General features: G+C 36.1%; 25 protein-coding genes. 7 read left to right on the forward strand and 18 right to left on the reverse strand.

The genetic code is table 11. The annotated features are described in order from the left end of the window. Positions 1–60 precede the first annotated feature (60 nt). Both I6J02_RS18700 and I6J02_RS18705 read left to right on the forward strand, forming a co-directional pair. Complete coding sequence (locus I6J02_RS18700; protein ID WP_236582163.1) at positions 61–1,068, forward strand: DUF6268 family outer membrane beta-barrel protein; 1,008 nt, start codon at positions 61–63, stop codon at positions 1,066–1,068. 25 nt (positions 1,069–1,093) lie between these two features. Beyond that, entirely contained in the window at positions 1,094–1,309 is a 216-nt protein-coding gene (locus I6J02_RS18705; RefSeq protein WP_201679293.1) for a hypothetical protein, read from the forward strand. A gap of 41 nt (positions 1,310–1,350) precedes the next feature. On the opposite strand, the gene I6J02_RS18710 is transcribed toward I6J02_RS18705, so the two are convergent. Next, positions 1,351–1,731 (reverse strand): hypothetical protein, encoded by a 381-nt coding sequence (locus I6J02_RS18710; protein ID WP_201679294.1) that lies wholly within the window; start codon positions 1,729–1,731, stop codon positions 1,351–1,353. A gap of 193 nt (positions 1,732–1,924) precedes the next feature. On the opposite strand from I6J02_RS18710, the gene I6J02_RS18715 reads away from it, so the two are divergent. Then, complete coding sequence (locus I6J02_RS18715; RefSeq protein ID WP_236582164.1) at positions 1,925–2,791, forward strand: hypothetical protein; 867 nt, start codon at positions 1,925–1,927, stop codon at positions 2,789–2,791. A gap of 91 nt (positions 2,792–2,882) precedes the next feature. On the opposite strand, the gene I6J02_RS18720 is transcribed toward I6J02_RS18715, so the two are convergent. From I6J02_RS18720 to I6J02_RS18735, 4 genes are all read right to left on the reverse strand, one after another. After that, positions 2,883–4,925 carry a heavy metal translocating P-type ATPase gene (locus I6J02_RS18720; protein ID WP_201679295.1) on the reverse strand — a complete coding sequence of 681 codons (2,043 nt, stop codon included), beginning with the start codon at positions 4,923–4,925 and terminating at the stop codon, positions 2,883–2,885. Between the two features lie 75 nt (positions 4,926–5,000). Next, complete coding sequence (locus I6J02_RS18725) at positions 5,001–5,423, reverse strand: Fur family transcriptional regulator (RefSeq protein ID WP_236582165.1); 423 nt, start codon at positions 5,421–5,423, stop codon at positions 5,001–5,003. Positions 5,424–5,439: 16 nt separating this feature from the next. Then, positions 5,440–6,171 carry a methyltransferase family protein gene (locus tag I6J02_RS18730; protein WP_201679297.1) on the reverse strand — a complete coding sequence of 244 codons (732 nt, stop codon included), beginning with the start codon at positions 6,169–6,171 and terminating at the stop codon, positions 5,440–5,442. A gap of 235 nt (positions 6,172–6,406) precedes the next feature. Further along, positions 6,407–6,742 (reverse strand): DUF6660 family protein, encoded by a 336-nt coding sequence (locus I6J02_RS18735; RefSeq protein ID WP_201679298.1) that lies wholly within the window; start codon positions 6,740–6,742, stop codon positions 6,407–6,409. A gap of 132 nt (positions 6,743–6,874) precedes the next feature. Between I6J02_RS18735 and I6J02_RS18740 the strand changes: the two genes are divergently transcribed. Then, positions 6,875–8,068 (forward strand): aspartyl protease family protein, encoded by a 1,194-nt coding sequence (locus tag I6J02_RS18740; RefSeq protein WP_201679299.1) that lies wholly within the window; start codon positions 6,875–6,877, stop codon positions 8,066–8,068. Between the two features lie 167 nt (positions 8,069–8,235). Here I6J02_RS18740 and I6J02_RS18745 read toward each other — a convergent pair whose 3' ends face one another. The 5 genes from I6J02_RS18745 to rocD form a co-directional block, all read right to left on the reverse strand. Further along, positions 8,236–8,586, reverse strand: coding sequence for a hypothetical protein (locus I6J02_RS18745; RefSeq protein ID WP_201679300.1), 351 nt, complete (start codon positions 8,584–8,586; stop codon positions 8,236–8,238). A gap of 917 nt (positions 8,587–9,503) precedes the next feature. Beyond that, entirely contained in the window at positions 9,504–9,971 is a 468-nt protein-coding gene (locus tag I6J02_RS18750; RefSeq protein ID WP_201679301.1) for a hypothetical protein, read from the reverse strand. A gap of 185 nt (positions 9,972–10,156) precedes the next feature. Further along, positions 10,157–10,624 (reverse strand): hypothetical protein, encoded by a 468-nt coding sequence (locus I6J02_RS18755; RefSeq protein WP_201679302.1) that lies wholly within the window; start codon positions 10,622–10,624, stop codon positions 10,157–10,159. Positions 10,625–10,996: 372 nt separating this feature from the next. Beyond that, the gene (locus I6J02_RS18760) at positions 10,997–11,956 is read right to left on the reverse strand and encodes an arginase (RefSeq protein WP_201679303.1); all 960 of its coding nucleotides are present in this window, start codon (positions 11,954–11,956) and stop codon (positions 10,997–10,999) included. Beyond that, positions 11,953–13,233, reverse strand: a complete 1,281-nt coding sequence (gene rocD, locus I6J02_RS18765) for an ornithine--oxo-acid transaminase (protein ID WP_317191824.1) — start codon at positions 13,231–13,233, stop codon at positions 11,953–11,955. The genes I6J02_RS18760 and rocD overlap by 4 nt, the downstream gene beginning before the upstream one ends. A gap of 104 nt (positions 13,234–13,337) precedes the next feature. On the opposite strand from rocD, the gene I6J02_RS18770 reads away from it, so the two are divergent. Then, positions 13,338–13,790, forward strand: a complete 453-nt coding sequence (locus I6J02_RS18770) for an Lrp/AsnC family transcriptional regulator (RefSeq protein WP_201679304.1) — start codon at positions 13,338–13,340, stop codon at positions 13,788–13,790. Between the two features lie 9 nt (positions 13,791–13,799). On the opposite strand, the gene I6J02_RS18775 is transcribed toward I6J02_RS18770, so the two are convergent. Continuing rightward, positions 13,800–14,501, reverse strand: coding sequence for a LytR/AlgR family response regulator transcription factor (locus tag I6J02_RS18775; protein ID WP_236582166.1), 702 nt, complete (start codon positions 14,499–14,501; stop codon positions 13,800–13,802). Then, positions 14,498–15,520, reverse strand: coding sequence for a sensor histidine kinase (locus I6J02_RS18780; protein WP_201679305.1), 1,023 nt, complete (start codon positions 15,518–15,520; stop codon positions 14,498–14,500). Before I6J02_RS18780 ends, I6J02_RS18775 begins: the two co-directional genes overlap by 4 nt. Positions 15,521–15,658: 138 nt before the next feature. Between I6J02_RS18780 and I6J02_RS18785 the strand changes: the two genes are divergently transcribed. Then, positions 15,659–18,049 (forward strand): TonB-dependent receptor, encoded by a 2,391-nt coding sequence (locus I6J02_RS18785; protein WP_201679306.1) that lies wholly within the window; start codon positions 15,659–15,661, stop codon positions 18,047–18,049. Positions 18,050–18,137: 88 nt separating this feature from the next. On the opposite strand, the gene I6J02_RS18790 is transcribed toward I6J02_RS18785, so the two are convergent. From I6J02_RS18790 to I6J02_RS18805, 4 genes are all read right to left on the reverse strand, one after another. Continuing rightward, on the reverse strand, positions 18,138–19,319 hold the full coding sequence (locus I6J02_RS18790; RefSeq protein WP_201679307.1) for a metallophosphoesterase: 1,182 nt from the start codon (positions 19,317–19,319) through the stop codon (positions 18,138–18,140). Between the two features lie 120 nt (positions 19,320–19,439). Further along, the gene (locus I6J02_RS18795; protein WP_201679308.1) at positions 19,440–20,063 is read right to left on the reverse strand and encodes a class I SAM-dependent methyltransferase; all 624 of its coding nucleotides are present in this window, start codon (positions 20,061–20,063) and stop codon (positions 19,440–19,442) included. A gap of 176 nt (positions 20,064–20,239) precedes the next feature. Next, positions 20,240–21,298 carry a DNA polymerase beta superfamily protein gene (locus I6J02_RS18800; protein WP_201679309.1) on the reverse strand — a complete coding sequence of 353 codons (1,059 nt, stop codon included), beginning with the start codon at positions 21,296–21,298 and terminating at the stop codon, positions 20,240–20,242. Next, positions 21,295–22,047: a DNA polymerase beta superfamily protein gene (locus I6J02_RS18805; protein ID WP_201679310.1), complete on the reverse strand. Its 753-nt coding sequence runs from the start codon at positions 22,045–22,047 to the stop codon at positions 21,295–21,297. Before I6J02_RS18805 ends, I6J02_RS18800 begins: the two co-directional genes overlap by 4 nt. A 234-nt stretch (positions 22,048–22,281) precedes the next feature. Between I6J02_RS18805 and I6J02_RS18810 the strand changes: the two genes are divergently transcribed. After that, positions 22,282–22,935: an alpha/beta hydrolase gene (locus I6J02_RS18810; RefSeq protein WP_201679311.1), complete on the forward strand. Its 654-nt coding sequence runs from the start codon at positions 22,282–22,284 to the stop codon at positions 22,933–22,935. Between the two features lie 26 nt (positions 22,936–22,961). Here I6J02_RS18810 and I6J02_RS18815 read toward each other — a convergent pair whose 3' ends face one another. Both I6J02_RS18815 and I6J02_RS18820 read right to left on the reverse strand, forming a co-directional pair. Next, positions 22,962–24,002, reverse strand: a complete 1,041-nt coding sequence (locus I6J02_RS18815) for a hypothetical protein (RefSeq protein WP_201679312.1) — start codon at positions 24,000–24,002, stop codon at positions 22,962–22,964. Positions 24,003–24,347: 345 nt separating this feature from the next. Further along, positions 24,348–25,481: a clostripain-related cysteine peptidase gene (locus tag I6J02_RS18820; protein ID WP_201679313.1), complete on the reverse strand. Its 1,134-nt coding sequence runs from the start codon at positions 25,479–25,481 to the stop codon at positions 24,348–24,350. Between the last annotated feature and the right edge of the window lie 14 nt (positions 25,482–25,495).

The following is a 25,495-nucleotide window of genomic DNA, read 5'->3' on the forward strand; positions in this document are numbered from 1 at the left end:
TTTCCGCTTTATTATAACTGCTTTTTTTGCTTCTGAAATCAATCTCCTTATTATTAAGACATGAACATCAGCATACGAATATTATTGTTTTTCTCTTCAATCTTATCCATAACTACGGTTTTTGCCCAATCTGCAGATAGTGTTTCCAAAAACGCACAAATAACGAAACTTACGTTAGCTTATGCCGCCTTAAAATTTACAGAACTAAGGCCCTTTAATGCCGAGTATTCCTATCTGACTCCTTATAATTACTCATCTCAGATAGCTGCTGAAAATCTTCCGGATAGAAAAATGACGAATTTTTCACAGGCAAGGGTTGGTGTCAATCTGAATCTGATCAAAAAACAGAAGTGGGCATTGGGAACGACCGTTGGATACAGATATATCATGGCAGAATCCGAACTTATACATCCATCCGGTTCAGATAAAGCTATACAAAAGGATGAGTATCAGTCACATTTTACATCCCTGAATCTGGCTTACTTTGCCAGATTATGGAATAAAATGACCATTTTCTCTTCCAGCGTAATGGTAGATGGCAGCGAAAAGGATTTGGAGAGAGTCAGAGGTTTAGTAACGGGTACAATGATATTAAAGGCAAACCGACAAACAAAAATGGCTGTCGGACTCCTTTGGAATATAGATCCCAGTGCTCAAATTCCTATTATTCCAACCTTTTTGTATGAACATGAATTTGATAACGGATTCATTGCAGATATAAACCTGCCAAGAAATCTAATGCTCCGAAAACATGTTTTCCGTAAGGGAAGAGTTTCTGTAGGTGCAGAATTGGATGGCACTTCATTTTATCTCTACAATTTAGATGGTACTTCCCAAAAATACCAGTATAGCCAGATGGATATCAATTCCGGATTCGTCTATGAGCATCTGCTTGGCAATTATTTTATTATAGCAGCGAAAACGGGTGCGAGGATCGTTCCTACAGCCCGGGTGTTTGAAAAAGAAAAATCATTTGACGATTATATTTTCAAAACAAAACCAGATCCGGCATTCTATTTTAATATAGGTCTATCCTTTAATCCTTTTTCAAAAATCAAAAGAAAATAACATACACTCTAATTTTATAAATGATATGATGATAAAAGTATATAAAACCGATGTTGCTAATTCTGATATAGCCTATCTTATTGTCCAGCAACTTCTTAAAAAATATCCGGGATTTGCGATTAATTTTGATCTGATGGATTGTGACAATGTACTGCGTGTAGAAGGTCAGTCTTTTCGTATGGATGATATCGTTAGTTTCTTAAATAAAATTGGTTACAATTGTGAGGAAATGCGCTATTAATAGCCAGACTCATTCTTTAAGAAGAGTATTAACGCCTGCAATCAAAGCGGCTGCTTTTTAACTTCGGGCATTTTAAAGGTCTCCCGCTTCAAGAAGACACTCAGGGTAAAAATAGCGTCTTTTACAGCGCTGTTTTCAATACGAATGCCATTCAGTGCCGCTTTCACTTCTACGGTATCATGTCGTGCAATCTGTCGTATTAATGTGCCATCTGCATTTTTAACAGTCAGATCATTATCTTCAGACGAGTTGTTGATAATCAGGAATCTGTATATTTTAGAATCTGATGTGTTCAGGACAGCTGCTTCTCCGGGTTTGATTCCCCAACTCTTTAATAAAGAGCCTTCAATAAATTTATATGTGCTGCAGGAAACCAGTGCTATAAAGCAAACGAGTATTACACCGTTTATTATTCTATTCATCCGTAATCAGGTTATGCAGTAAAAATAGGGTGTTCAGGCTGCTTTTCATAATCAGAGAAGAAAAATATTCCTGTGAATTATACGCTTATCAACTCTTTTCCTGCAAATATAAATCAGGATATTACAATTAGTACAAACAGTGATATCTTTAAAACTAAGAAATGGATAGACTGTTAATACTAAAAACCCGCTTATGATAAAATTAGTTGTTTTTACTTTTTCCTCTGTACTTGCTTTTGCCTGCAGTTGCATGAACCTGCAAAAGTCCGGTAATTCTTCACTTTCCTCTACAGTCCGTGATACAGTAGTCAATTTTTTGGATACCGCTTATCGTGAAGTCATTATGATTGAAAATGAGCATGTCGCACACCAGGGAGATAATTATCTGATCGATATACCTATGAAAGAAGATCAGGACACATTACATGTATTCTTCTTATCTGCCAGAGTGCCTGTAGATTTGTTCAAAAATTCAACATCTTTTTATCCTTCGGTAAAGGAGTTTATTCTCATAGTTCCGGACTGGGAGTTTTACCAGCGTGTAGCAGAAGATGCCACCAAAAACGGTATTGTTCTGGAGCCCGCTACGACAAATGTGTATTACCATATTAAAAGAAATGAAGATCAGATCAGCGTGGATAGTATGCGCATATCCGGAAATGGTCATCCTCAGCTTGATTTTAAGACTCCGGATATACCTAAGGATCACTTTGTATCTTATCGGTCCGAACAGTACGGATCGGTTTGTTGTCCGAAAGATCCCCGTTGGGAAATTGCGAATGAAGACGGCCCCTTTATCAAATCTTTTGAAACCAGAAACAATGTACGTATTAAAGGGATTTATCGTGAGAATAACGGAAAAGAAGGCGAACATATCACTTACTATACCCTGCCAGGTCTGTCACCGGAGAAAAGACTAGAATTTATACTGGAGAAGAGATCGCAATGGATTGTCAACAAGACAACAAAGGAAATTGAATTTGCACCACAATTATTTACACCTCAGCTGAAACCTTTTGTTAAAGCAGGATTTAATAAAACAACTGCGGTAACCTTTTAATTCTACAGTGTGTTATCTGATTTGCTGACCAGAAGTTTTATACCCGCTTCCGGACAGCGAAATCAGAAAAGACCATTTATTCCTTATCTTGCTAAAATTTCATCTTCTGTATACGTACAGCATTCAGGATGGCAATTAAAGAAACGCCTACATCTGCAAAAACTGCTTCCCACATGGTAGCCAGACCTCCGGCACCCAGAATCAATACGATTCCTTTTACGACAAATGCTAACGTTATATTTTGCCATACCACGCGTTTGGTTTGCTTTCCGATCCGGATAGCCATCGGAATTTTAGATGGTTGGTCATCCTGAATTACCACATCAGCAGTCTCAATGGTTGCGTCACTGCCCAATCCACCCATCGCTATACCGACATCACTTAAGGCCACCACCGGAGCATCATTTACGCCGTCACCAACAAAGGCTACACGTACATTTCCAGCCTTTATTTCCTTAAGTCTGCTTACTTTGTCCTCTGGCAATAAGTCTCCGAAGGCATTATCAATCCCTAATTGTCCAGCTACATATTGTACCACAGAGCTTTTATCACCGCTGAGCATGGTCGCCTTTACATTAAAACTATGCAAAAGCCTGATCGTTTCTGCAGCATCCTCTTTAATACTGTCGGCAATAGTCATATAGCCTACAAACTGTCCATCATACGCAACGGCTATCAGGGTGTATACTATGGAAGAGGGATCGACATCATAGGCAATCTTAAATTTATCCATCAGCTTGAAATTACCGACCAGCAGTTCTTTTCCGTTGATCTGTGCTCTCAATCCATGTCCCGCTATTTCTTCCGTATGCTCTAAAATAAGCTTGCTGTCTATTTCTCCTACATATTGATGTATGGCGGTAGCTACCGGGTGTGTGCTGTGGCTTTCCAGCGCATTTACCATTCCCAATATCTCGGTCTGGTTATACTCCGGTTTAAAGTTTACTTCCTGAACCTGAAAAACGCCCTCGGTCATTGTTCCGGTTTTATCCATTACTACATGCTGTATTTCAGCCAGAGCATCCAGAAAATTACTGCCTTTAAACAAGATGCCGTTTTTGCTGGCTGCCCCAATACCTCCAAAGTAACCGAGCGGTATAGAAATCACCAGTGCACACGGACAGGAAATAACCAGAAAAACCAATGCTCTGTACAGCCAGTCATTGAACTGATAATCCTGCACAAAAAAGTAAGGAACAAGACAAATAATAATGGCTAATACAACAACTATAGGCGTGTATATTTTAGCAAATTTGCGTATAAAGAGTTCGGTTGGCGCTTTTTGCGCAGTCGCATTTTGTACTAATTCCAGTATTTTACTCAGCTTGCTGTCTGTATAAGCTGTAGTCACCTTTACCAGACTCACCGTATTCAGATTGATCATCCCGGCCAGTACAACCTCACCTTTCGCTTTTGTATCCGGCTTACTCTCCCCTGTTAACGCTGCCGTATTGAAAGAAGCAGCCTCTGATAAGAGTTCACCATCTAATGCCAGTTTCTCTCCGGGTTTGAGTTGTATCACATCATTGATCTGAGCACTTTCTGCTTTGACTGTTTTTGCCTGATTATCGACCAGAATCGTGACTTCATCCGGACGCTGATCCAGCAATGCCTTGATATTTCCTTTGGCTCTTGACACAGCTAATGTCTGAAAAACTTCACCTACAGCATAAAACAGCATCACGGCGACACCTTCGGGGTATTCAGCAATAACAAATGCTCCCACAGTGGCTATGGTCATTAAAAAGAATTCGGAAAATACATCTCCTTTGCTAACACTGACTATAGCATCTCGGATAACCGGAAGTCCCACAGGTATATAAGCAATTACATACCAGATTGTTCTCACCCATCCGGTAAACCAGGCCTGAGGCAGCCAGTTATCAAAAGTAATAGCCACCATCAGCAGCACAAAAGAAATAATGGCTGGCAGAAAGAGTTTAAAGGGACTTCCTTCTACATGAGAATGATCATGACCGTCATCATCACTATGTCCGCCATGATCATGATTATGGTCATCTTTTTTTCCTGTGCCGTCTATAAGATCCTTCGCTCCTGCTTTTTCATATATTTTTTCGGTGTATGTGCAGCAATCGGTATTATTTTTCGGTGTATTGTTGTTGTTTGTTGTCATGATCTGATAGTTTTTTATTTCAATACTTAATCATTTATTCAATGATACAAATCTAACCAGCTTATATCTGCAATACTATTGCATACTTTTGGACAGGCAGTTTTCACATATACCTTTGGCAAATAATCTTACTTCGTCTATTTGCACTTCAGCACCTGAAGGCTGCTTGAAACTAATGTCTGTCCTGCAAGTTGTCTGCTTACATATCTTGCAATATAGATGCAGATGCCAGTCTCTGTGTGTCTGTTCACTGCAGTCATCACTGCACAATCTGTATTTACTGGTGTTATTCTCCTGTATACTGTGTACAATTCCTTTCTCTTCGAAAGTCTTTAGCGTTCTGTATAGAGTAATACGATCTGCCGGATAAAAGTAATTTTCAATTTCGGAAAGAGATAAGGCCACTTGCTGAGAAGCTAAAAAATCATACACCAATATGCGCATACTCGTTGGCTTTGTGTTTTTAGCTTTGAGCTTGTTTTCTATTTCATTTTTCATAGCCATGCTTATTTTATCAGTTTTCATTGGACATATTCACCTTTAGCCACTTTAATACCAGATAACTAACCATTGCAATCAGAAAACCTGTTATAAAAACCATATTGTAGTGTGTATGTTTGCGAATATATTCCTCAATAATATTAAAGAAACTAAATAACAGAAACAAAGCAAAAAAGCCGTTCTTTTCTTTGAGCAGAACTTTAATGATATTGAATTTTATGTCGGGTTTGCTGAATTTATTAAAATTAGGAATGAACACAGGGACTCTTTTGGCCCATTCGGTGTATTGATCTCCGAATTTACGTTCGAGGAATTGTTCTTCGGCAAAAATGATCCGCTCATAGTACATCCAGTAAAGAAGGATAAAACTGATGACAAACCATACGTTCTCCGTGAGTAATGCAAGGCCAAGCCACATAAAGAAATTACCCAGATAAAGGGGATTTCTGACGACACTGTATATGCCGGTAGTATTTAGTGTATCGGCGACCTGCCCCTGTGCTGTATTACGTCCTGAGGTATTTTTAGGTGAATATCCTACTGTATAGGCTCTGATCAATAAGCCCGCGAGACTAATGAGTAAACAGAATGATTCAAAAACATAATCACATGCTGATAATGGACTTTGCTTTAATTTCATCTCTATAAAAATGATCAGTGCAAGCACCAGAATGCCAACTGGTAAAATACTTCTGTATCGGAACAACCAGTTACCCTGCTGTTCCATTTCTTCTTTTAATGCCATCTAATTTTTTTTATTGATACTGTACAGTGACAGTGTAAATAGATCTTATATGCTATTTAAAACATAGATACGATTGTTCTGCATTCATACAGGAACAATACGTAACAGGTCGCGTATAGCACAAGCTATTCTATTTTTGTTTTTCGGTAATATGTAATTGACTAACTGTGTTTTCAGCCTTTGTTCTGATAAATGCAAACAAAGGAGAATGAGGAAGCAGCTCCTGTATCAGGAACTAAGCTATTGACTGAGGAGGTTGCCATATATTTCCGGTATATGTACGGACAACAGATGAACCGGTTACGGCCGCATTATCAGTTGTAAACTGAGAAAAAGGTTCGGTCATCTTTAATACTTCAAAATGAAATACAGCCAGTGTAACACTACAACAGCTACACTGACAAAAAGGAGAACAGTAATCGTCCTGATCCTGGTTGTGGTCATGAAGCAGCGAATCTTCTGCCTTCTTCTGAGAAGAAGACAAATCTTCGCATTTATTTATGCCATCACTACAGGGAACTATAGATAGCGCAACAAAATAAAAGGCCCATATGATAATCAGACACTTCATGATCGCATAAATGTATGAAACTATTACTTGCAATACTATTGCAAAGTATATTTTTTATCAGAATTTTGAGTGACTGGAAGTAAATACAATTTTATTATATTGTGGACTGTGATTATTAATCGTTGCTGAACAATGACTCTATCTAAATTATCTTTTATTGCCATGATGGCATTTCTTTTCATGCTACCTGATATTGGGTATGCACAAAATCTGAATGCTTCGAAAATCAAGGTTTCTAATTTCTGTGATACTATACCCTTTGAGTATGTAAAGAATAAGATAATTATTAAGCTAACCATTGAAAATAAAGAAAGAAGATTTATTCTGGATACAGGCGCCCCTTTTCTGATATCAGAACAGTTACGCGCAGAGCTCAACTTTAAATCAAGACATAAAATAGCGACAACGGATGTTACCGGCAAATCAAGTGACATTCCGGTTGTGAAAATGCCGGATATACAAATCGGAAATATTGCTTTTTCAAATACACAGGCACTGGTTTATGACTTGTCTGCCAGTGGCCTTTTGCAGTGTTTTGCTGTGGACGGGCTTTTAGGAAGTACAATCCTTAAGCATAGTATCGTACAGATCGATCTTGAAAAAAAATTGCTCATCCTGACCGATAAAATCGAAAACTTCACCGTACTTCCTGACGAAAGAATGGCCCTGGCTTTTGACAAAAACAGCAGGCCGTTTTTGAACATAAAAATAGCTGACAGTAACCCATTCCAGGTTTTATTTGACAGCGGCTCAGATAAACTTTTAGCGGTGTCCTACCCTACTTATAACGAATTGAATAATAAAGGAGAAGCGAAAATGCTGTATAAAGGCAAAGGATCCGTTTCATCAGGACTCTTCGGTGCCGGAAAAGAGGGAGATGAATGGAGAATACTGCTGAATCAGATTGAAATCGGCCCCGGAATACTGGACAGCATTATAACTAATGTATCGGAACATAAGAATAAAAACGCCATAGGCATGCCCTTTGGTAAATATGGCATAATCACTCTCGATTATCTGCACAAACACTTTTATTTTCACCCTTATCAGACCAGACAAATTGTTAAGAACAGTAATTTTTATGGTTTTGATTCCCAGCTTGTGAATGATGACTATATAGTCTCTGTTGTATATGAAGGTTCAAATGCTGAAAAAGCAGGTTTGAAACGTGGAGACGTTATTCTGCAGATTAATGATTATAAAGTTGATGAATTCAAGGACATATGTCAACTTTTCCTTGGAAATTACTTCACCGGGGAAAGCCTGAATCTCTCCATAAAAGATAAAGATAACAGTAGAAAAACAGTGAAAATAGCGAAGGAATAAATAGCGTTTGATTGGCTTTTATACTGGATTTTAATATTTTCCAGTTCGCTTTTCATTAACAATTTTGACTAATTTCAGAATCCAGATTTCTGAACACGCTCTTAGAAAAAGTACACTCTCTCTTATTAAGAATAGTCAAAAATTTATTCACTATATTTTTGACAGAATTAAAAATATTTAATTATTTTTTCGTTTTTAATATAATTTATAAAAACGTCTTTCTCTATTTCTGACCATTTATTAAACTCAATTACCCCTTTCCTTATAAAGTTAGATGTACTATATTCTATAATTGATAATAATGGAATCCACGCTATTTTAGCAAAACCAAAAAATACCTCATTTATATTATCTTCTGAGCTAACTTCTGCTAATAAGAATTTTTCAAATCTAGAATCGTCCTTCATTCTTTTTGCTAAAACAGGATAATAATTAATATTAATCTTCCCTTCTTTCGAAATAATATTTACTAAATCTCTGTTTGATATTTTATCATACTCTTCTCCTATTGGAATCATAATTCTTATTGTTTTAATAAACTATCTGACTTTCAACCTTCTCTCGGCAAGTTTGAAAGCACTATCTGCCACTTCTTCTTCAAGGCAAAAGAGGATATTCTCTTATCTCAGAAAAGCCGCTACTTTTGAAGTGGTCAAGACATTATAAAAGCATTAGTCCTTAATGCGATAATATTTTCCATTAGCATCCTTTAATTAAAATTCTGATAGTAAACAGGCTCTCCTGCTGCATCAGAGATGAAGACTTACCTTCAAAATAAACACTGCGTGACAACATCCTATTTTTGTTTTTTAAAATTCATTTTATATAATTTAGGTTTCTATTGAAGAATAAATTAATACTCTCCATATGCAAAACCAAGAGCTGTAGTAAAGTATAATACTATTTTCAAAACGCATAAAGTAATAAGAAAGAATAAGTAAAATAATGGAAGAGTTCTTCTTTCTTGCTTCTTCCATAATAAAATCACTAGTATTAGCGGAATCTGAATACACTCCATTATAAAAAGAAAGGGAGTAATAGACTCATCCAAAGTCACCAGATAATAAACATTTTTTAGTAAAGAGAATTTATTCAGATCTATTATAAAACAAACCAAAAAAAATAAACTTATAAGGGTTAATAACAAGTTTACAATCCAAAACCATTTTACACTTTTCATTTATCTATAATTAATGTTATCGGTTGAGTCCACAATTTCTTTATATTTCAATATCCTTTAATATTTTTAAAGCGATAATTCTAATTTGATTTTCTGTATGTTTCATTTAATTTTTTCCAGTTTCTGAAAATATTCGTAACATCTTTCTTAAATTCCCGGATCATTAAAGAAAAAATTCAACTGTTCGTGTTAGCAGATCTTTGATAAAAAAATGGTTTAAATAAAAAAAAACTGCTTCATGCAAAGAGTTAAAACTTAATGTTGGGTTTCCCCATATATATCATCTTTATCTGTAATATTACTCATTGGTACTCCCTGAGAATAAAATATATAAAGAAATTGTTCAAATATATATGGGAGATTAAGCATTTTAAGCACAATCGTTATTGTACTACCTTCAATCTTCGAACTATACCATTCCCATGCTCTATGGTACATACTGTCTATCCAAGATTCATAATGCCATTGGCCTTTGGTTTTCATTATTGTTTCGATAGATTTTTGGGTCATACTTTCCACAAACCACTTCGGAAGGATAGATTTCCATTCTTCATCTGATGGCCAATTATCTGTATAAGCATAGTTAGAAATACATTTCATAATTTCCTTAGCATTATTAAGGACTTCTTCAACATGGTCAACATTTTTTATTGTGATAACCATCCTTGTCATATCGGGTAATTCTCCTTTTATACTTTGATGTATTCTCTCTATCTCTTTCATCTTATTAAAAATTTGAAAATTTCAATTGTAAGCCACCCAATTTTGTTCCAGTTTCTAAAATATTCTTAACACCCTTCTTAAACTCCCGGATCAGGAAAGAAAAAAATCAACGGCTCTTGTCAACAGATCTTTGATAAAAAAATGGTTTAAATAAAGAAAAACTGCTTCATGCAAAGCGTTAAAACTTAATGTTGGGTTTCCCCATATATATCATCTTTATCTGTAATATTACTCATTGGTACTCCCTGAGAATAAAATATATAAAGAAATTGTTCAAAAATATATGGGAGATTAAGCATTTTAAACACAATCGTTATTGTATTACCTTCAATCTTCGAACTATACCATTCCCATGCTCTATGGTACATACTCTCTATCCAAGATTCATAATGCCATAAGTTCTCATCATTCTCTCTATCTTTCTCGGATTTTTCCGTCATACTTTCCACAAACCACTTCGGAAGGATAGATTTCCATTCTTCATCTGATGGCCAATTATCTGTATAAGCATAGTTAGAAATACATTTCATAATTTTCTTAGCATTATTAAGGACTTCTTCAACATTGTCAACATTTTTTATTGTGATAACCATCCTTGTCGTATCGGGTAATTCTCCTTTTATACTTTGATGTATTCTCTCTATCTCTTTCATCTTATTAAAAATTTGAAAATTTCAATTGTAAGCCACCCAATTTTGTTCCCGTTTCTAAAATATTCGTAACATCTTTCTTAAATTTCAGGACAGTAACTACATACTTTTCTTTATTATGTTGATCTTTCCCTCAGGAATTTATTTTGCTTCTCTGATTTCACGTCGCTCAAAATTTCATATTGACAAAATATAAACGATTACGATGCTCATTTAAAATTAAGTAATTTTTCAGAGAGTTATCATATCTCTTTAAGTCTATTTTAATATTTACAGAAACATAAAAATATTTCACTCACATAAGTTGTTATCAAAATAAAAAACCGCCTCTTTCGAAGCGGTTTATATAAGCTGACAGGAAAGCTATTCCCGATTTTAGTCCGTACCTTCTATAACAGTTGCTACTTTCTCCAGGATGTCGAATGTGACTTCAGCCATTCTGTTTCCATGATGATCCAGCAGAGGATTTACTTCCACAACTTCCATACAAACTACTTTTTCCGAACGCATCAGTTCCTGTAAGAGTAAGGTAACTTCAAAAGGAAAGAATCCTTCGGGTACGGGTGTACCTGTTCCTTCAGAAATCTTTTCACTGTCCATACTATCTACATCAAATGAGACATATATAATATCACAGTTTTTCAATTGTTCAAATACTTCTGTAATACATTGCTCTACATTCTTAACACGTACCTCTCCTACCTGATAGTTTTTGATGCCCAACCTTTCTATAAGCATATCTTCAGGTTCCTCCGTATCGCGGACGCCAAAATATACCAGATCTTCAGCTACCAGTTTGGCTTCAGCTGTACCTACATGCTTTAGTTTTTCCCAATATGTCTGTGTATGGCTGTCCACCTCATTAATCCGGCACTGTAAATTATCTTCCTGCAACACTGCAGCGATCGGCATTCCGTGCAGATTTCCGGAAGGCGTCGTATAGGGTGAATGTATATCCGCATGGGCATCGATCCAGATCACGCCCAACCTTTTATCGGGAAGAGCAGCTTTTATCCCGCTGATCGTACCGATTGCTGAAGAATGATCACCGGAGAATACAAGTGGAAAATTTTCCTTCAATATGCTGTCTTCAACAATAGAAGCCACCTGTTTACATTGCTGATATACCTGTTTTATATGTTTGCCGAATGGATTGAGATCATTCTCATAAATTGAATCATTACGTGTCTGTACATCCACAAACGGATATTTTCTAAAGAAAAGACTGCCTTTATTAATTGCGGCAATCTCTATTGCGTCTATCCCCAGATCTGATCCTCTTGTCCCTGCACCTATATCAGATCTGTTCTTAATCAGTTCTATAGATCTTTTCATACAAAAGCATTTAAGGATTTCTCGATAATACGCAGACTTTCTGTTATCTGTTCTTCATTGATTACCAATGGCGGGGCCAGGCGAATTTTATTGCCATGTGTGGGTTTTGCCAAAAGTCCATTTTTCTTGAATTCAAGACATAGATTCCAGGCTAATTCATCCTCTTCAGAGCAATTCATTTCTATAGCTGTTAATAATCCTTTTCCTCTTACTTCTTTAATCAATGTTATCTTTCCGGCAATTTCTTTCAGCCCGGCCCGCAATATTTCACCCATTTTTTGGCTGTTTTCAGTGAGTTTTTCATCCAGCACCACCTGTAGCGCTTCTATGGAAACCGCGCAAGCCAATGGATTACCTCCATAGGTGGATCCGTGTTCTCCCGGCTTGATTGTAAGCATAATATCATCATTAGCCAATACTGCTGATACCGGTAATACACCACCGGACAATGCTTTACCTAAAATGAGAACATCCGGTTTACTGCTAGGTACAGATCCGAAGACATCATAGGATGCCAATAAGTTTCCTGTACGTCCGATACCTGTCTGAATTTCATCTGCGATAAACAGTACATTATAATCTGTACACAATTGACGGACTGCAGAAAGATATGTTTCATCAGGAATAATAATCCCGGCTTCCCCCTGAATGGGTTCTACGATAAAGCCTGCAATATTCTTATCTTCTTTTAAGAGTTTTTCAAAAGCCTCGACATCATTATAAGGTACCTGAATGATTCCATCTACGAAAGGACCAAATTCATGGGTACTGACTTCATCATTAGAAGCCGAAATCACAGAAATGGTCCGCCCGTGAAAATTATCTTTGGCGAATACAATTTTTGCCTGATTACTATCGATTCCTTTGACCTGGTATCCCCATTTACGACAGAGTTTCATGGCTGTTTCCACGGCTTCTACTCCGGAATTCATAATAAGCGCTTTATCATATCCAAATAACCTGCAGATGTATTCTTCAAATTCTCCAAGTTTATTATTGAAAAATGCACGTGAAGTAAGCGTTAGTTTTTTAGCCTGCTCGGTCAGCGCATGGATAATACGCGGATGACAGTGGCCCTGATTTACAGCTGAATAAGCTGATAAAAAATCAACATATCTTTTACCTTCCACATCCCAGACAAATACCCCTTCTCCTCTTTCTAATACAACAGGAAGCGGGTGATAATTATGTGCACCATATTGGTTTTCTTTTGCTATAAAAGCATCACTTTTGGTTTTATCGGTTTGAATATTCATATCCTCAATATTATTATTCATATTTTCAAACTTATAAAATATAACATGTAAAACACAAATAAATATTTAATTTGACTTAAAAAATAACAAATTATACTAAATTTGAATATTCAACTCCAAAAACCATGTATACATTAGATGATTTTGATATCCGCATACTCAAAACGCTGGACACAGACGGAAGAATGGCTTATTCGGCTATTGCCAGTGAAATGGGCGTTTCCAATACGATGATTCATCAGCGCATAAGCAGGCTATCCGATCAGGGTATATTAGAAGGAACTAAACCTGTATTGAATGAGAAAAAACTGGGCTACGACTGGGGAGCTTTCACGGGTATTAGTCTGGAAAAAGATTACGATTCAAAGCGGGTAATTGAAGAATTACAGAAAATCCCTGAAGTTACCGAATGTTATTACATTACAGGAAACTATACTTTATACATTAAGATCGTTGCCAAAAATCATGAACACATGAGGCAATTACTGTATGAAAAAATTGATAATATTCCGGGAATTGCAAAGACAGATTCTATTATTGAACTGGGCTGTGCATTCAAGCGGAATATTATTTTATAGAAAGACCGGTTAATTTTTTCCCAGCCATTCACCAATAAGTTTTCGGTAAGTCTCCCCGATCGGGAGATATTCACCATTCGTCATGACGATCTGATTTCCTTCTATTACTTTGATTTTGTTTAAAGGGATGATATAGGATCTATGGATACGCACAAACTGGTTTTGCGGCAATCTGTCCAGAATATCTTTCATATTTTCTAATACCACGATCCGCTCCGATACCGTATGAATACGGATATAATCTTTTAGTCCTTCTATAAAAAGGATGTCATCCGGTTGGATTTTGTAATGTTTGCGGTCTACTTTCACAAACAGCGAATTGTCAGCCTCACTGTTTGCAAACGCAGCTTGCCAGCGGTTGAATTTTTCTACACTCTGATAAAACCGGTTAAAGGTGACCGGTTTTAATAAGAAATCAATTACATTAAACTGAAAAGCATCCAATGCATATTCAGAATAAGCCGAAGTGATAACAAAATTGTGCTTCTGGTTAAACATCTGCATTAATTCAATACCTGTGAGCTGAGGCATCTGTATATCTATAAATATCAAATCTACAGATGCGGAATTTAATATTTCAATGACTTCAAAAGCATCCGTCCCTGCATATACAATATTCAATTGTGATACTTTAGAGGCATAATCTGCCAGAAGCTTTACTGCAAAAGGTTCATCATCTAAGATGAGGCAGTTTATTTTTCTTTTTATCATAAATTTATTTGCAGTTCAGCTGTAAACATGTTATTCTTATTCTGCAGTTTTAAATCATGTGTTTGCGGATAGTATATTTCAAGACGCTTTTTTAGATTATCCAATCCTATACCGCCTAGTTTATCCTTTTTATGATTTCCGATCCCGTTTTCCACTCTGAAAGTCAGTTTTTGTGCATCGACATGAAGATGTATTATAATAGGTGCTGAATTGGACGCAATTCCATGTTTGAGTGCATTTTCAACTAAAGGTGATAAAAGGTAGGGCGGTATTTCCATACCCTCATTCAGTACCTCCATATGCAAATCAACAAAAGCATTTTCCTCATGTCTCAACTGTTCCAACTCCAGATATGCGTTAATATAGCCGATTTCATCTGCCAGCTTTATCTTTTCTTTCTGAGATTCATACGTTGTAAAACGCATGATCTGGCTCAGTTTCTCAATGGCAGGCAACGATTTATCCGATTGAAAATAAACCATTGAATAAATATTATTAAGGGTATTGAATACAAAATGTGGATTGATCTGTGCTTTCAGAAATTTAATTTCCGTGTTTTTGTTTTCTTCCAGGATAATCTTATTGTATTCCAGCAGTCTTATAAAATAGATAGCAAACCAAAGTAAAGAACTGAAAACAATAGGCATACTGCTGTAATGCATATTATCCAGCATATAACTGATAAACGTGGTATTGACATAATTGATTTTATGAAATAATACATCCGTTACCACCTGTTCTGACACCCACCGTAGACCTGTAAAAACCAGATAGGAAATAAATATTCCTAAAAACAGTTTTTTCCATTTAAAGGCATTAAATGCCCATCTCATGACGATCAGATAATGAAAGTAAAAGGTGGAAACAAAACAGATCACGTAAGTCATGTAAAACAGATCCGGTACTGCAAACTTTGCATATAAGGGATTTTTCACGAATGTAAAATAGATTACAATCAGCCAAAATATGAGATGGATGAATCTTTCCGTTGCTTTTGATAATGTTCCTTTATACAACATCTAACTAGTTTTTTTCAAAGGTACTCATTCATCAAAGTCTACAAAAACGGATTCGTAGATAAACCGGAGGGGTTTGTCGAAAAAAATAGGCCAATACTATTTTTCGGAGAATATTTGTCCGGATTTAACATTAAACACATGAAAACATTTATCTTTTTTATAGTTGCTATTCTTTGTCAGTTGAGTGCTATGGGACAGCAGATATGGGTAAAGGGCAGAATTATCAATCTAAGCCGGCAACCTGTCGAATTTGTACATATCAATCTCCTGAATAAGGACTCAGTCCGGATTCATCAGGCATTCACAGATAGTCTTGGATATTTTTCTATCCAAACTTCCAAAGGCGATTACCAATTGGTCATTGAGCAATTCGGAAAAGAATTTAAGAATATACCTCTCCTTTTACGTCAGGATACAACCCTGGCAGATGTGGAGATAGACGAGGTAACCGAATTAGACGGAGTAACGGTAACTGGCCGAAAAAAACAAATCGAGCAAAAGGTAGACAGACTGGTATTTCATGTGGAGAATTCGACTTTCGCTACCGGAGGTACGGCTCTGGATGCACTGAAAGCCACACCCACGGTAAGAGTACAAAACGAAAATATCTCTATTGTAGGTAAGGGTAATGTGTTGGTGATGATAGATGACCGGTTACAACGGATGTCAGAAGAGGATGTAGCTGTTTTTTTAAAATCTATTCCGGCAGACAATATCAAAAGCATTGAAGTCATCACTACCCCTCCTGCCAAATATGATGCTGAAGGAAACAGTGGACTGATTAATATTAAACTCAAAACTGCAAAAGCTAATTCCTGGACTGCGAATATAGGCACAACCTATACGCAGAAAACATATGCAGGCAGCAATCTGCAGGGATTATTCAACTACAATCATAATCGGTTATCTTTACAAACCAGTATGAGTAAAGGTACTGAAAAACTGAGTACCCGCTCAGACAGACGCATCTTCTACACAGACGAATTATGGACAGAGGAGGTTCGCAACAAATCTGTAAGTTCTATTTGGAGTCTGGGATTGGGAGCAGATTACAAAATAACGGACAAATGGAGCACCGGAGTCAAATACTTAGGCAGTTTCACGGACCGCACTTCTGCTAATAATCCACTCACTACAAGATTTAATGCTTCAAACGAAATCATAAATTCCTACATTACATCTGATGTAGAAGCTCATAATAAGCCTGAAATGAATGCACTCAACTGGTATCATAACCTTGCTTTAGATTCATCCGGTAAGAACATCACTATGGATCTGGACTACTTCAGGTATAAGAAGGGCGATTACCGTTCTTTTGCCGGTCATGAACTGGACCCAAACCGTACCCCAATCCCGAACAGTTACTTTTCATCTACAAACAGTAATATCAATACGATAAAAAACTATTCAGGAAAGATAGATGTTTCCTTACCTTACAACTGGGCTAATCTTAGTTTCGGAGGAAAAATATCCTATACAAATACGAATAACGATCTGCAGGTATATGACAATCTAAGCGGAACACCAATACTGAATACGGATCAGTCTAATGTTTTTAATTATAAAGAATACAATGAAGCATTATACTTTTCGGCTCACAGAAAGCTGAATGAACATTGGGAAACGCAATTTGGGATGAGAATGGAAGCTACGCAAACAGAGGGATATTCTGCCAATCTGAATCAGGCTAATAAAAATAATTATATCCGGTTTTTTCCGACAGCTTATGTTACCTATGTACCCAATGACAGCAACTCGTTTTCTCTTAATTATAGCAGGAGGATCCGCAGACCGGATTTTGACTATCTCAATCCTTTTGTGATCCGTACCAGTCCCTACTATTATTCGGAAGGAAATCCGTTTCTGAAACCTTCTTTTATTGATAATCTTGAATTTTCCTACATCTACAAACAGAAATGGATGAGTTCGGTATACTTCTCTCGGGTTTCAGATTTTGGACAGGAACTGTCTATAGTTGATCCGGTAAATAATGTGACAAGAAGTACTCCTCTAAACTATGCGGACACCTACCAGATCGGGTATTCAACGTATTACAATTTCAGTAAATGGTCCTGGTGGAATAGTTTTACAGGATTCAATGTAAACTATCAGCATGTGAAATCAAAAACAAATTTCGTAGAATCTGTCGATGGCTATAACGCTTATTTTTACAGCAATAACGATTTTACCCTGAATTCGTCAAAATCCATATTTTTTGGTTTGAATTATGGGTTACAGCTTCCCGGAAGATATCAGATCTTCCATATTTCCAGGCTTCATATTATGGATATTTCTATGAAATTTTTATTGCTCAATAAAAATCTGACGCTGACAGTTACAGGAGAAGATTTGCTGAATGCACAAAGACCCCTTATCAGCTATTACTCCAATGGGATCAAAAATGATGTCAGATCTTACCACGACAGCAGAGGATTCCGTATATCTGTAAGTTATAAATTCGGCAACAAAGAAATAAAATCCAGACAAAGGAATTTCGGAAATGAGGAGGAGAGAGAAAGAACAAAATAAAACATAATTATCCTGATTATAAAAGAGCCCCTAAGAAAGATTTTCTTAGGGGCTCTTTTATATTAAGAGTTTGATAATTTTATGAAAATCAGACTTCTCGTTTGAGTGTAAGCACCGTTATTTCCGGCCATACACCTACCCTTCCTTTTAGTCCGTGATATCCAAATCCTCGATTGACATACAAATATTTACCATCTCTCTGGTAGAGACCTGCCCATTGTTTATAAAAATATTGAATAGGACTCCATTTGAAGCCGAATAACTCAATTCCAAACTGCATCCCGTGTGTATGTCCTGCCAAAGTGAGGTGTACACGCTGATTGTGATCAACGGTAACTTCATCCCAGTGAGAAGGATCATGAGACATCAGTATTTTGAATGCATCATCAGGAATATGAGAAGTGGCTTCTTTGAGGTCGCCATATTGATGAAAACCACCCTTACCCCAGTTTTCTACTCCTACCAGTGCTATACTTTGACCTTGTTTATTGATAATTACAGCTTCATTGAGTAATAATCGGAAACCTGTTTCGGCATGTACCTGTTTTAGTCGGTTAAGATTGGCTTCCTTGGCTTCCTTATTATCCCAACGAATGTAGTCTCCATAATCGTGGTTGCCCAATACAGAATATTTACCATAGGGAGCCTTGAGTTTTGTGAAATATGGAATCCAGGGATCCATTTCACTAGCCATATTATTGACAAGATCTCCTGTGAACAACAAAAGATCACTGTTTTGCGCATTGGCGAGATCTATTCCTTTTTGTACTCCTTTGATATCATTCAGACTCCCGGAATGTATATCGGACAATTGAGTGATGGTAAAACCGTCAAAAACTTCCGGAAGATCAGGAAAGAAGAGTGTCTCTTTTCTCACTCTGTAAAAATGCTTACCACGTGTAAGACCAAACAGAATAATCAATACCATAATAACAGCAAGGGCTAATGTCGCTTCGCTGACATATATACTTCTAACCGGAAATCCCCGAAATAGCCTTACAATATCTTCTGCTAACAGTATCGGAAAGGAGAATAGTTTGGGAATAAAGATAACCAGCATAGCTGTAATCAATACAGGAATGAATCGTTGCAGATTGTTACCTGCTCTCCGGAGAAATACGATAGCGATAATTCCTGAAAACAACAATACATCTACAGACCAATAGATCGTCCGGATCCATGTACTTTCTGTAAGCGTAGTGATCGCCTGATAGAAATATATATCTGCAACCAGAAAAAGTAATAATATCAGAATAAGTCTTTTTGCCATATTTAGCGTCGTTAAAGAGAGGTAGACGGATGCGTATTAAAATTACTTTAAACAGAATGCTTAAAAAGTGAGGCCGTCCGCTACTAGCATAAGATCTGCAAAACTATCATGATTTTACTTTTATTGTTCTTTCTGACATTTGATTAAATAGAACGGTTGATTCTCGTCTATTTCTGTGATCCCGAATAGTCCGAATGCCCCGAATTCTGTCCGGATGGAATCTTCATCATAAAAAAACATATGGACACCTTCGTATATTTCATAGCGATCGGTACTGATCAGGCGTCCCTGACCGTATGTATGTGCTGATTTGGAAATAACTGTAAATACCATATAACCTCCTGGTATCAATTGATTATAGCAGTCTCTGATCAGTTTCTTTCGTTGATCTTCATTCAATAAATGAATCAAAGCATAACAAAATATTCCATCATACAACTCCTTGTCAAAAGGCATATCCGTTACAGAACCATGATAAATAAGCATATCTGTTCCATAATGTTTTTCCGCCATCTGGATGGCTGTCTGTGAGATCTCAATACCTGTAACTTTTATTCCATTATCTTTAAAAATCTGCGCATTACGCCCATAACCAACTCCGGGTATCAGTATATTCCGGAGATCTTTCTGCACAAAGAAATCTTTCGTCAACACAGCAGATTTGGAAGGTTCAAAACCCCACATTTCCTTTTTATCATTAAATGCTGATTCCCAAAATTCAGTCTTGTTATGTTCCTCTGCCATAGCCGTCGTTTATTTTATTACAGGCACAATTTAATAAGAATATGGTAGTATCCGGATCAAACAGACCACAAAAATAGTTTCGGATATCATGTTTTATATTCAGGTGACATTTGTCCTATGAATCTACACCAGTCATTTTAAAATAAAATGACTGGTGTAAAAGTGTATCACAAAAACTATTTATATAACTCTTTTCTGATTTTCACTAAAATACTTTCCAGATTAGAAATATCCGGTTTTTGCGCAAAAGCACATACATACAGCATTGAGTTAATTTCATTAATAGATCTTTCACATTCCTCATACAACTTTTCATAAGTATATGTCCCCTTTTTTACCTTCAATAATTCTTCCCTATCAGGTCTTCTTACATTCAATTTTCTGTATTGAAGTATTTCTTTTGACATATCTAATAAGCGGATCGTGTGCATCATATTTTTTGCATCATATCCCCCTCCGTGTTTTAATGTTCCCTGATAACGACTTTCGTTTCGTTGTTTTACCCATTCAAAGTACTCTTTATAACTCTTACAATAAGAAGAATATGCATCCTGATTCACAAACAAATAAGCTTTAAGCACTTCTCCTGGCTTCACGGAGCTGCAAGAAACCTCCTGACTATCATTTTTGAGCAAAATACCTTTATAATTGTGCATCCCAGTGGTATCATAAAACAAAGCGTACACCCCCTTGCTATGATTAATTTTTACCAATCCACAATGCTTTTGGTTCCATTTTTTTATTTTTAACCATTTTTGTAAGGCTATACTTTCATGGCCATCAATTACAAAACAAAAATCTAAAAGATTTTTACGCGTTTCGTCTAATGGATTATTTACTTTTTTATTTAATCCCTTAGCTTTTTTCACCTGAGCCATAGCATAATTAGCAAAAGTCTCCACTAATTCACGCGTAACAAGACTTTCCATATCAAACATCTTAAACAAAGGATCCTGATGCAGAATACAATCTTCAGGACTGGCCAGTAATTCTAATGTATTAGGATTACTTTTGGACAACAGCTCAACAAATCGTCCCAATTCATAATAAACCTCATCATTGGTAGAATTGTTCACCTGAGAAATGTACTCCATACCGAAGAATTTGTCTTTAGGTAAATAAAACACTCCTTTTATATCTGTGTCTGACTCATCTGTAGCAAGACCGTATGCTTTACTTCCAACTATAGCTTCAAATAGTATCAGTTTTTGATTCTTAAGATCCTGTATTGTCATGATTGATGTAATATAGATTTAAAAAATTCTTCTAAATGATCTTTATCAAACTGTTTGCTTTCTGTCAATTTGGCTTTTGCTTCCAGACTTCTGAATTTATCTGATATATATTGTCTAAGAGAAGAGGTTAAGGTATATTCAAATTGTTCATTAACATTGCTCTTTAATGCGACAAGGTCTATTGCTTCATTACATATATCTTTTGGCATCAACACCATCAGCTCGTCAAAGATCATAGGAGGATATGAATTATTATTTAAACTCCATTCTGCTGCTAACAAAGATCTCAGCACGTAAAATAATGACTTTAATTTCACTTTTTTATATTCAAGGATATCGATCTTGCTCCTAACCGTCCCAAGGTAATGATGTACTTGCTTTCGCTCATCAAAATAAGACTCTATCAACTGTAAAAAAAACTTTTTAAAAGTTAGCTCCTGGCAGTAAACTATAGGAGATTGTATCCATTCGAAAGGTGTCGCATTGCTACTATATAAAAGAGTAAGTACCTTTCTAAGATCCCAGCCATACATATCGAGGTCCTCATGGATCGGAAACTGCAGATCCATAACTGCTGGAAAAATAGTTGAATAGGCATCAGGCTTTCTTACAAAAATAAAGCGAACATCGTAGTCGCTGTCAATAGAAGGAAATTTCCACCCTCTACTCCCGGATTCACAAGCAAAAAGTATCTTTATATTTTCTGCAACTGAAATTTCATTTAATTTTTTAAGTATTCTATCTCTCATATCAAGTATATTTTATCTTGTTTACAACAAGGTCAATACAAAGATCAAAAGTGACTATGCAATCCTTTTTCGTAGTCTAAAACAAAAAAAACAACAAGCTGAATTACAATGAAATAATATTAAATAGTCTAAAGTTAGGCTTTTGATTTATAATCTGCTACGCAGATAGAATGCGCAGTAATAGCTTTTAGGAGATCTATCTTTTACCTATATTGACAAGGGTTATTATCGGTTATGAAGAAAATATATGTTATCAGCGGATTGGGTGTGGATAAAAGAGTATTTAGTAACATTGATTTCAATGGTCTTGATGTTGAATATCTGGATTGGATTCCTCCACATAGTCAAGAATCTATTGAACAGTATGCTGCACGTATGACTCAAATGATACATACTGATAATCCAATTATTATAGGATTATCCTTTGGAGGAATGGTCGCAGTTGAGATCTCTAAATTAATAGTATATGATAAACTCATATTACTCGCATCAGCTAAAACAAGACATGAAATTCCGGCTTTATACAGATTATTGGGTCGATTAAAACTGCACAAAATATTTCCTCCATCCCTATTCAAAAGCTATAATCCTGTATTAGGATGGCTATTCGGTATTCATACAGCTGAAGATAAGCAACTTCTCAAGGAAATATTAAAAGATACAGACCCCCTGTTTATGACGTGGGCGATTAATGAAATTTTGAATTGGAAAAATTTACAGGAACCGACAAACTATATACATATTCATGGGACAAAAGATAATATTCTTCCCGCTAAGAATGTTAAAAATATAGCTACACGTATTGAAGACGCCGGACATTTTATGATGGTGAATCAAAGTAAAACGGTGAGTGAAGAATTATTTAAAGTGATTAATAGAAATTATTAATCACTTTAAAGTCAGCATAACAGTTTTTAATTTTGCTTAAGCTTATCTACAGTTTTGTTTATTTCTATAATGTACAAAGTAAGTTCTTCAATCTTTTTTATAAGCAAATTGTTGATTTCACCAAGAGACAGCCCTTCCTTTTCAATTTCTTCAGCTTTTGGTATTTCCTGAAGGTGTCCATTTTTTTTTATAAATTTTTCAACTTCATGGAGAGGTTTGAGTTGATACGTTTGATCGAAGACGTAATCTGGCCAATTTGCAGCGTCAACCTTTATCTCTTTGGCTCTGATATTACCGTTTACTGCTAACGTGTATCCCTTTGTATTTTCAGTTTTGATACCTACATTATCTTTAAAAAATGTTTCACCAACTCCTGTAGTTAAGCCAAGTAAACCTGAAAGTTGCATTTCATTACCATTAACTTCTTCTAGCCTTGGGGCAAAATAATCTGTATATATAGATGGATCAGGATTCGTAGCATTTATAATTAAATCACTAAATAAATTAATTGATGTTGTTCCATTCAAAAACTTAAGATCATTTATTGATAATGCTTTAAGCCCTGTTATTCCATCATAAATTGCTCCTGTATGCTCTTGTAAATTACTATTAAAAGGATGTATGTAACAAACTGCTAAATACCATCGTTCCAATATTGGTAATTTATCAGAAAAGAATGTTCCAAACTGATTAATGGATCCATCCAAATTCTTTATTGGAGAATTAAAAACTCCAAGCGAAATTTGACCATGATTCATGGACATTTTAATCCAAACACTATATCTATACATCTTCCAAGGATTTACAGTCTGATTTTTAAATATAAATCCCCCCACTTGATCTCCTACAGAATTTCCATTAACCCTCCAGACTACATTCTTTCCATCTCTTGGAACACTTTCCCAAATGAGAATATTATCTTCATCTGAACCAAAGTATTCCAAGTTTGATGTTTGAGGAGCTGCTCCAACATTCCATGATTCAAAATTTAATAAATTTTGTGCATTGCCTTTATGAAAGCACAATAATAATATTATTATAAAACTTAATCGAAAATAAAAACTCATAATTTTTGTTAGTTAAAAATATTCCAATTATACAAAAAACAATATTAACAAAACGATTGAAGAATTAAATTTAATAAAAAAATAACATTCGATTTAATGAATATTTTAGAATCAAGGTTTTCTCAAAAAAGGGGCATGAATATAAATGGCAACTACAAAAATTAGACGAAGAAGGAAACTGGTATGCTGATGCAACAATGAGCATTATTAATCTGGATGTTTTCTCTGAGACAGAAGTAAAATATCTGCGAAATACCCCGCCATCCGCATAATCTTTGATCAATTATAGATATAAAACAAAACAGTCCGAAATGTAGATTTCGGACTGTTTTGTTTTATTAATTCTTACCACCAGAATAACTTATCATAACCCGCATCTTTTGACCAGGACAAAGTCTGATAAAAGGGAGCTAAGGAAGCTTCTTCTTTCGCTGGAATATAACCTGATAATCCTGAAAAGGCCAGAATAGGTTTTCCCAGGAAATTGGCGGTATGTGCTTTATAAACAACTGTTTTTTCTATAGCTGTTTTCAGGCCTTGTAATTTCTCCGGTTGAAAATGTTTTTCAAACATATCCAGAAAATCATATGCTTTGACCGGTGTTGCCGGATCAAGATCTAGCCGTTGCACCATATTCCGATTGATCGTAGGAATAACTTCTGGATTTTGAGAAAGCAAAAGCTGTGTCTCTCTGGCCAGTCCGGCCATTGCTCTTGTATCTACTAATGAAAAAGTAGCGGACTGCTCCAAACCTGACTTTTGCTCATAATAAGCAATGTAGGCTTTAGCAATAGCGCTAAGCCCTTTCTTTACATCTGTTTCATACAATAAGCTGTTGATCTGATGGTAAGGCATACCTACACTCAGCACCTCAGTTGGAGAAGCCAGAATATAGGGTGCAACATCTCGAAGTTCATACAGCACCTCTACAGAAGCCATCGAACAGGCATCAAAAATCAGAAAATCCAATTCTGAAGGAAGAGCCGATTTCAGCACCTGTACATCCATCTTGCTGTAGTTATCATCTCCAAAAGAACGGACACTGATTTTTCCCGCATTAGCCGGAGCCCAGTTTGTGGCATGTGACCATAATATCGCTCCGTATGAATGTGATGGAGCAAGATTCTTCATGTCAGCAAATATCATTTTCATAATATCCGGATCAGAAGAATCATGATCATTATAGGTCTTGAGTACCTTGCTTTTTATTTCCGGGCTCGTATCGTATACGATCTCGTAGAGTTTGGGCTGCTGACCGAATATACGCGCATAAACGACGAGCTTTCCATCGGTCCCTGTAAACCCTTCTTCCATCTGATTGAGGTTTTTATAAGCATCTGAGGAAAGACTGTTGTTCGCTGCCATGTACACCATTACTGTACGGGCAGACACTGGAATAGCAGTATCCTTATCATCCTTTGCGCAACCTGTGGCAAAGAAGAGTGTAGTGCTGATATACAGATAAATCAATATGCGCATAGAACTTTCAAAAC

Origin of the sequence: Sphingobacterium spiritivorum, assembly GCF_016725325.1 — a bacterium.
Lineage (GTDB): Bacteria > Bacteroidota > Bacteroidia > Sphingobacteriales > Sphingobacteriaceae > Sphingobacterium.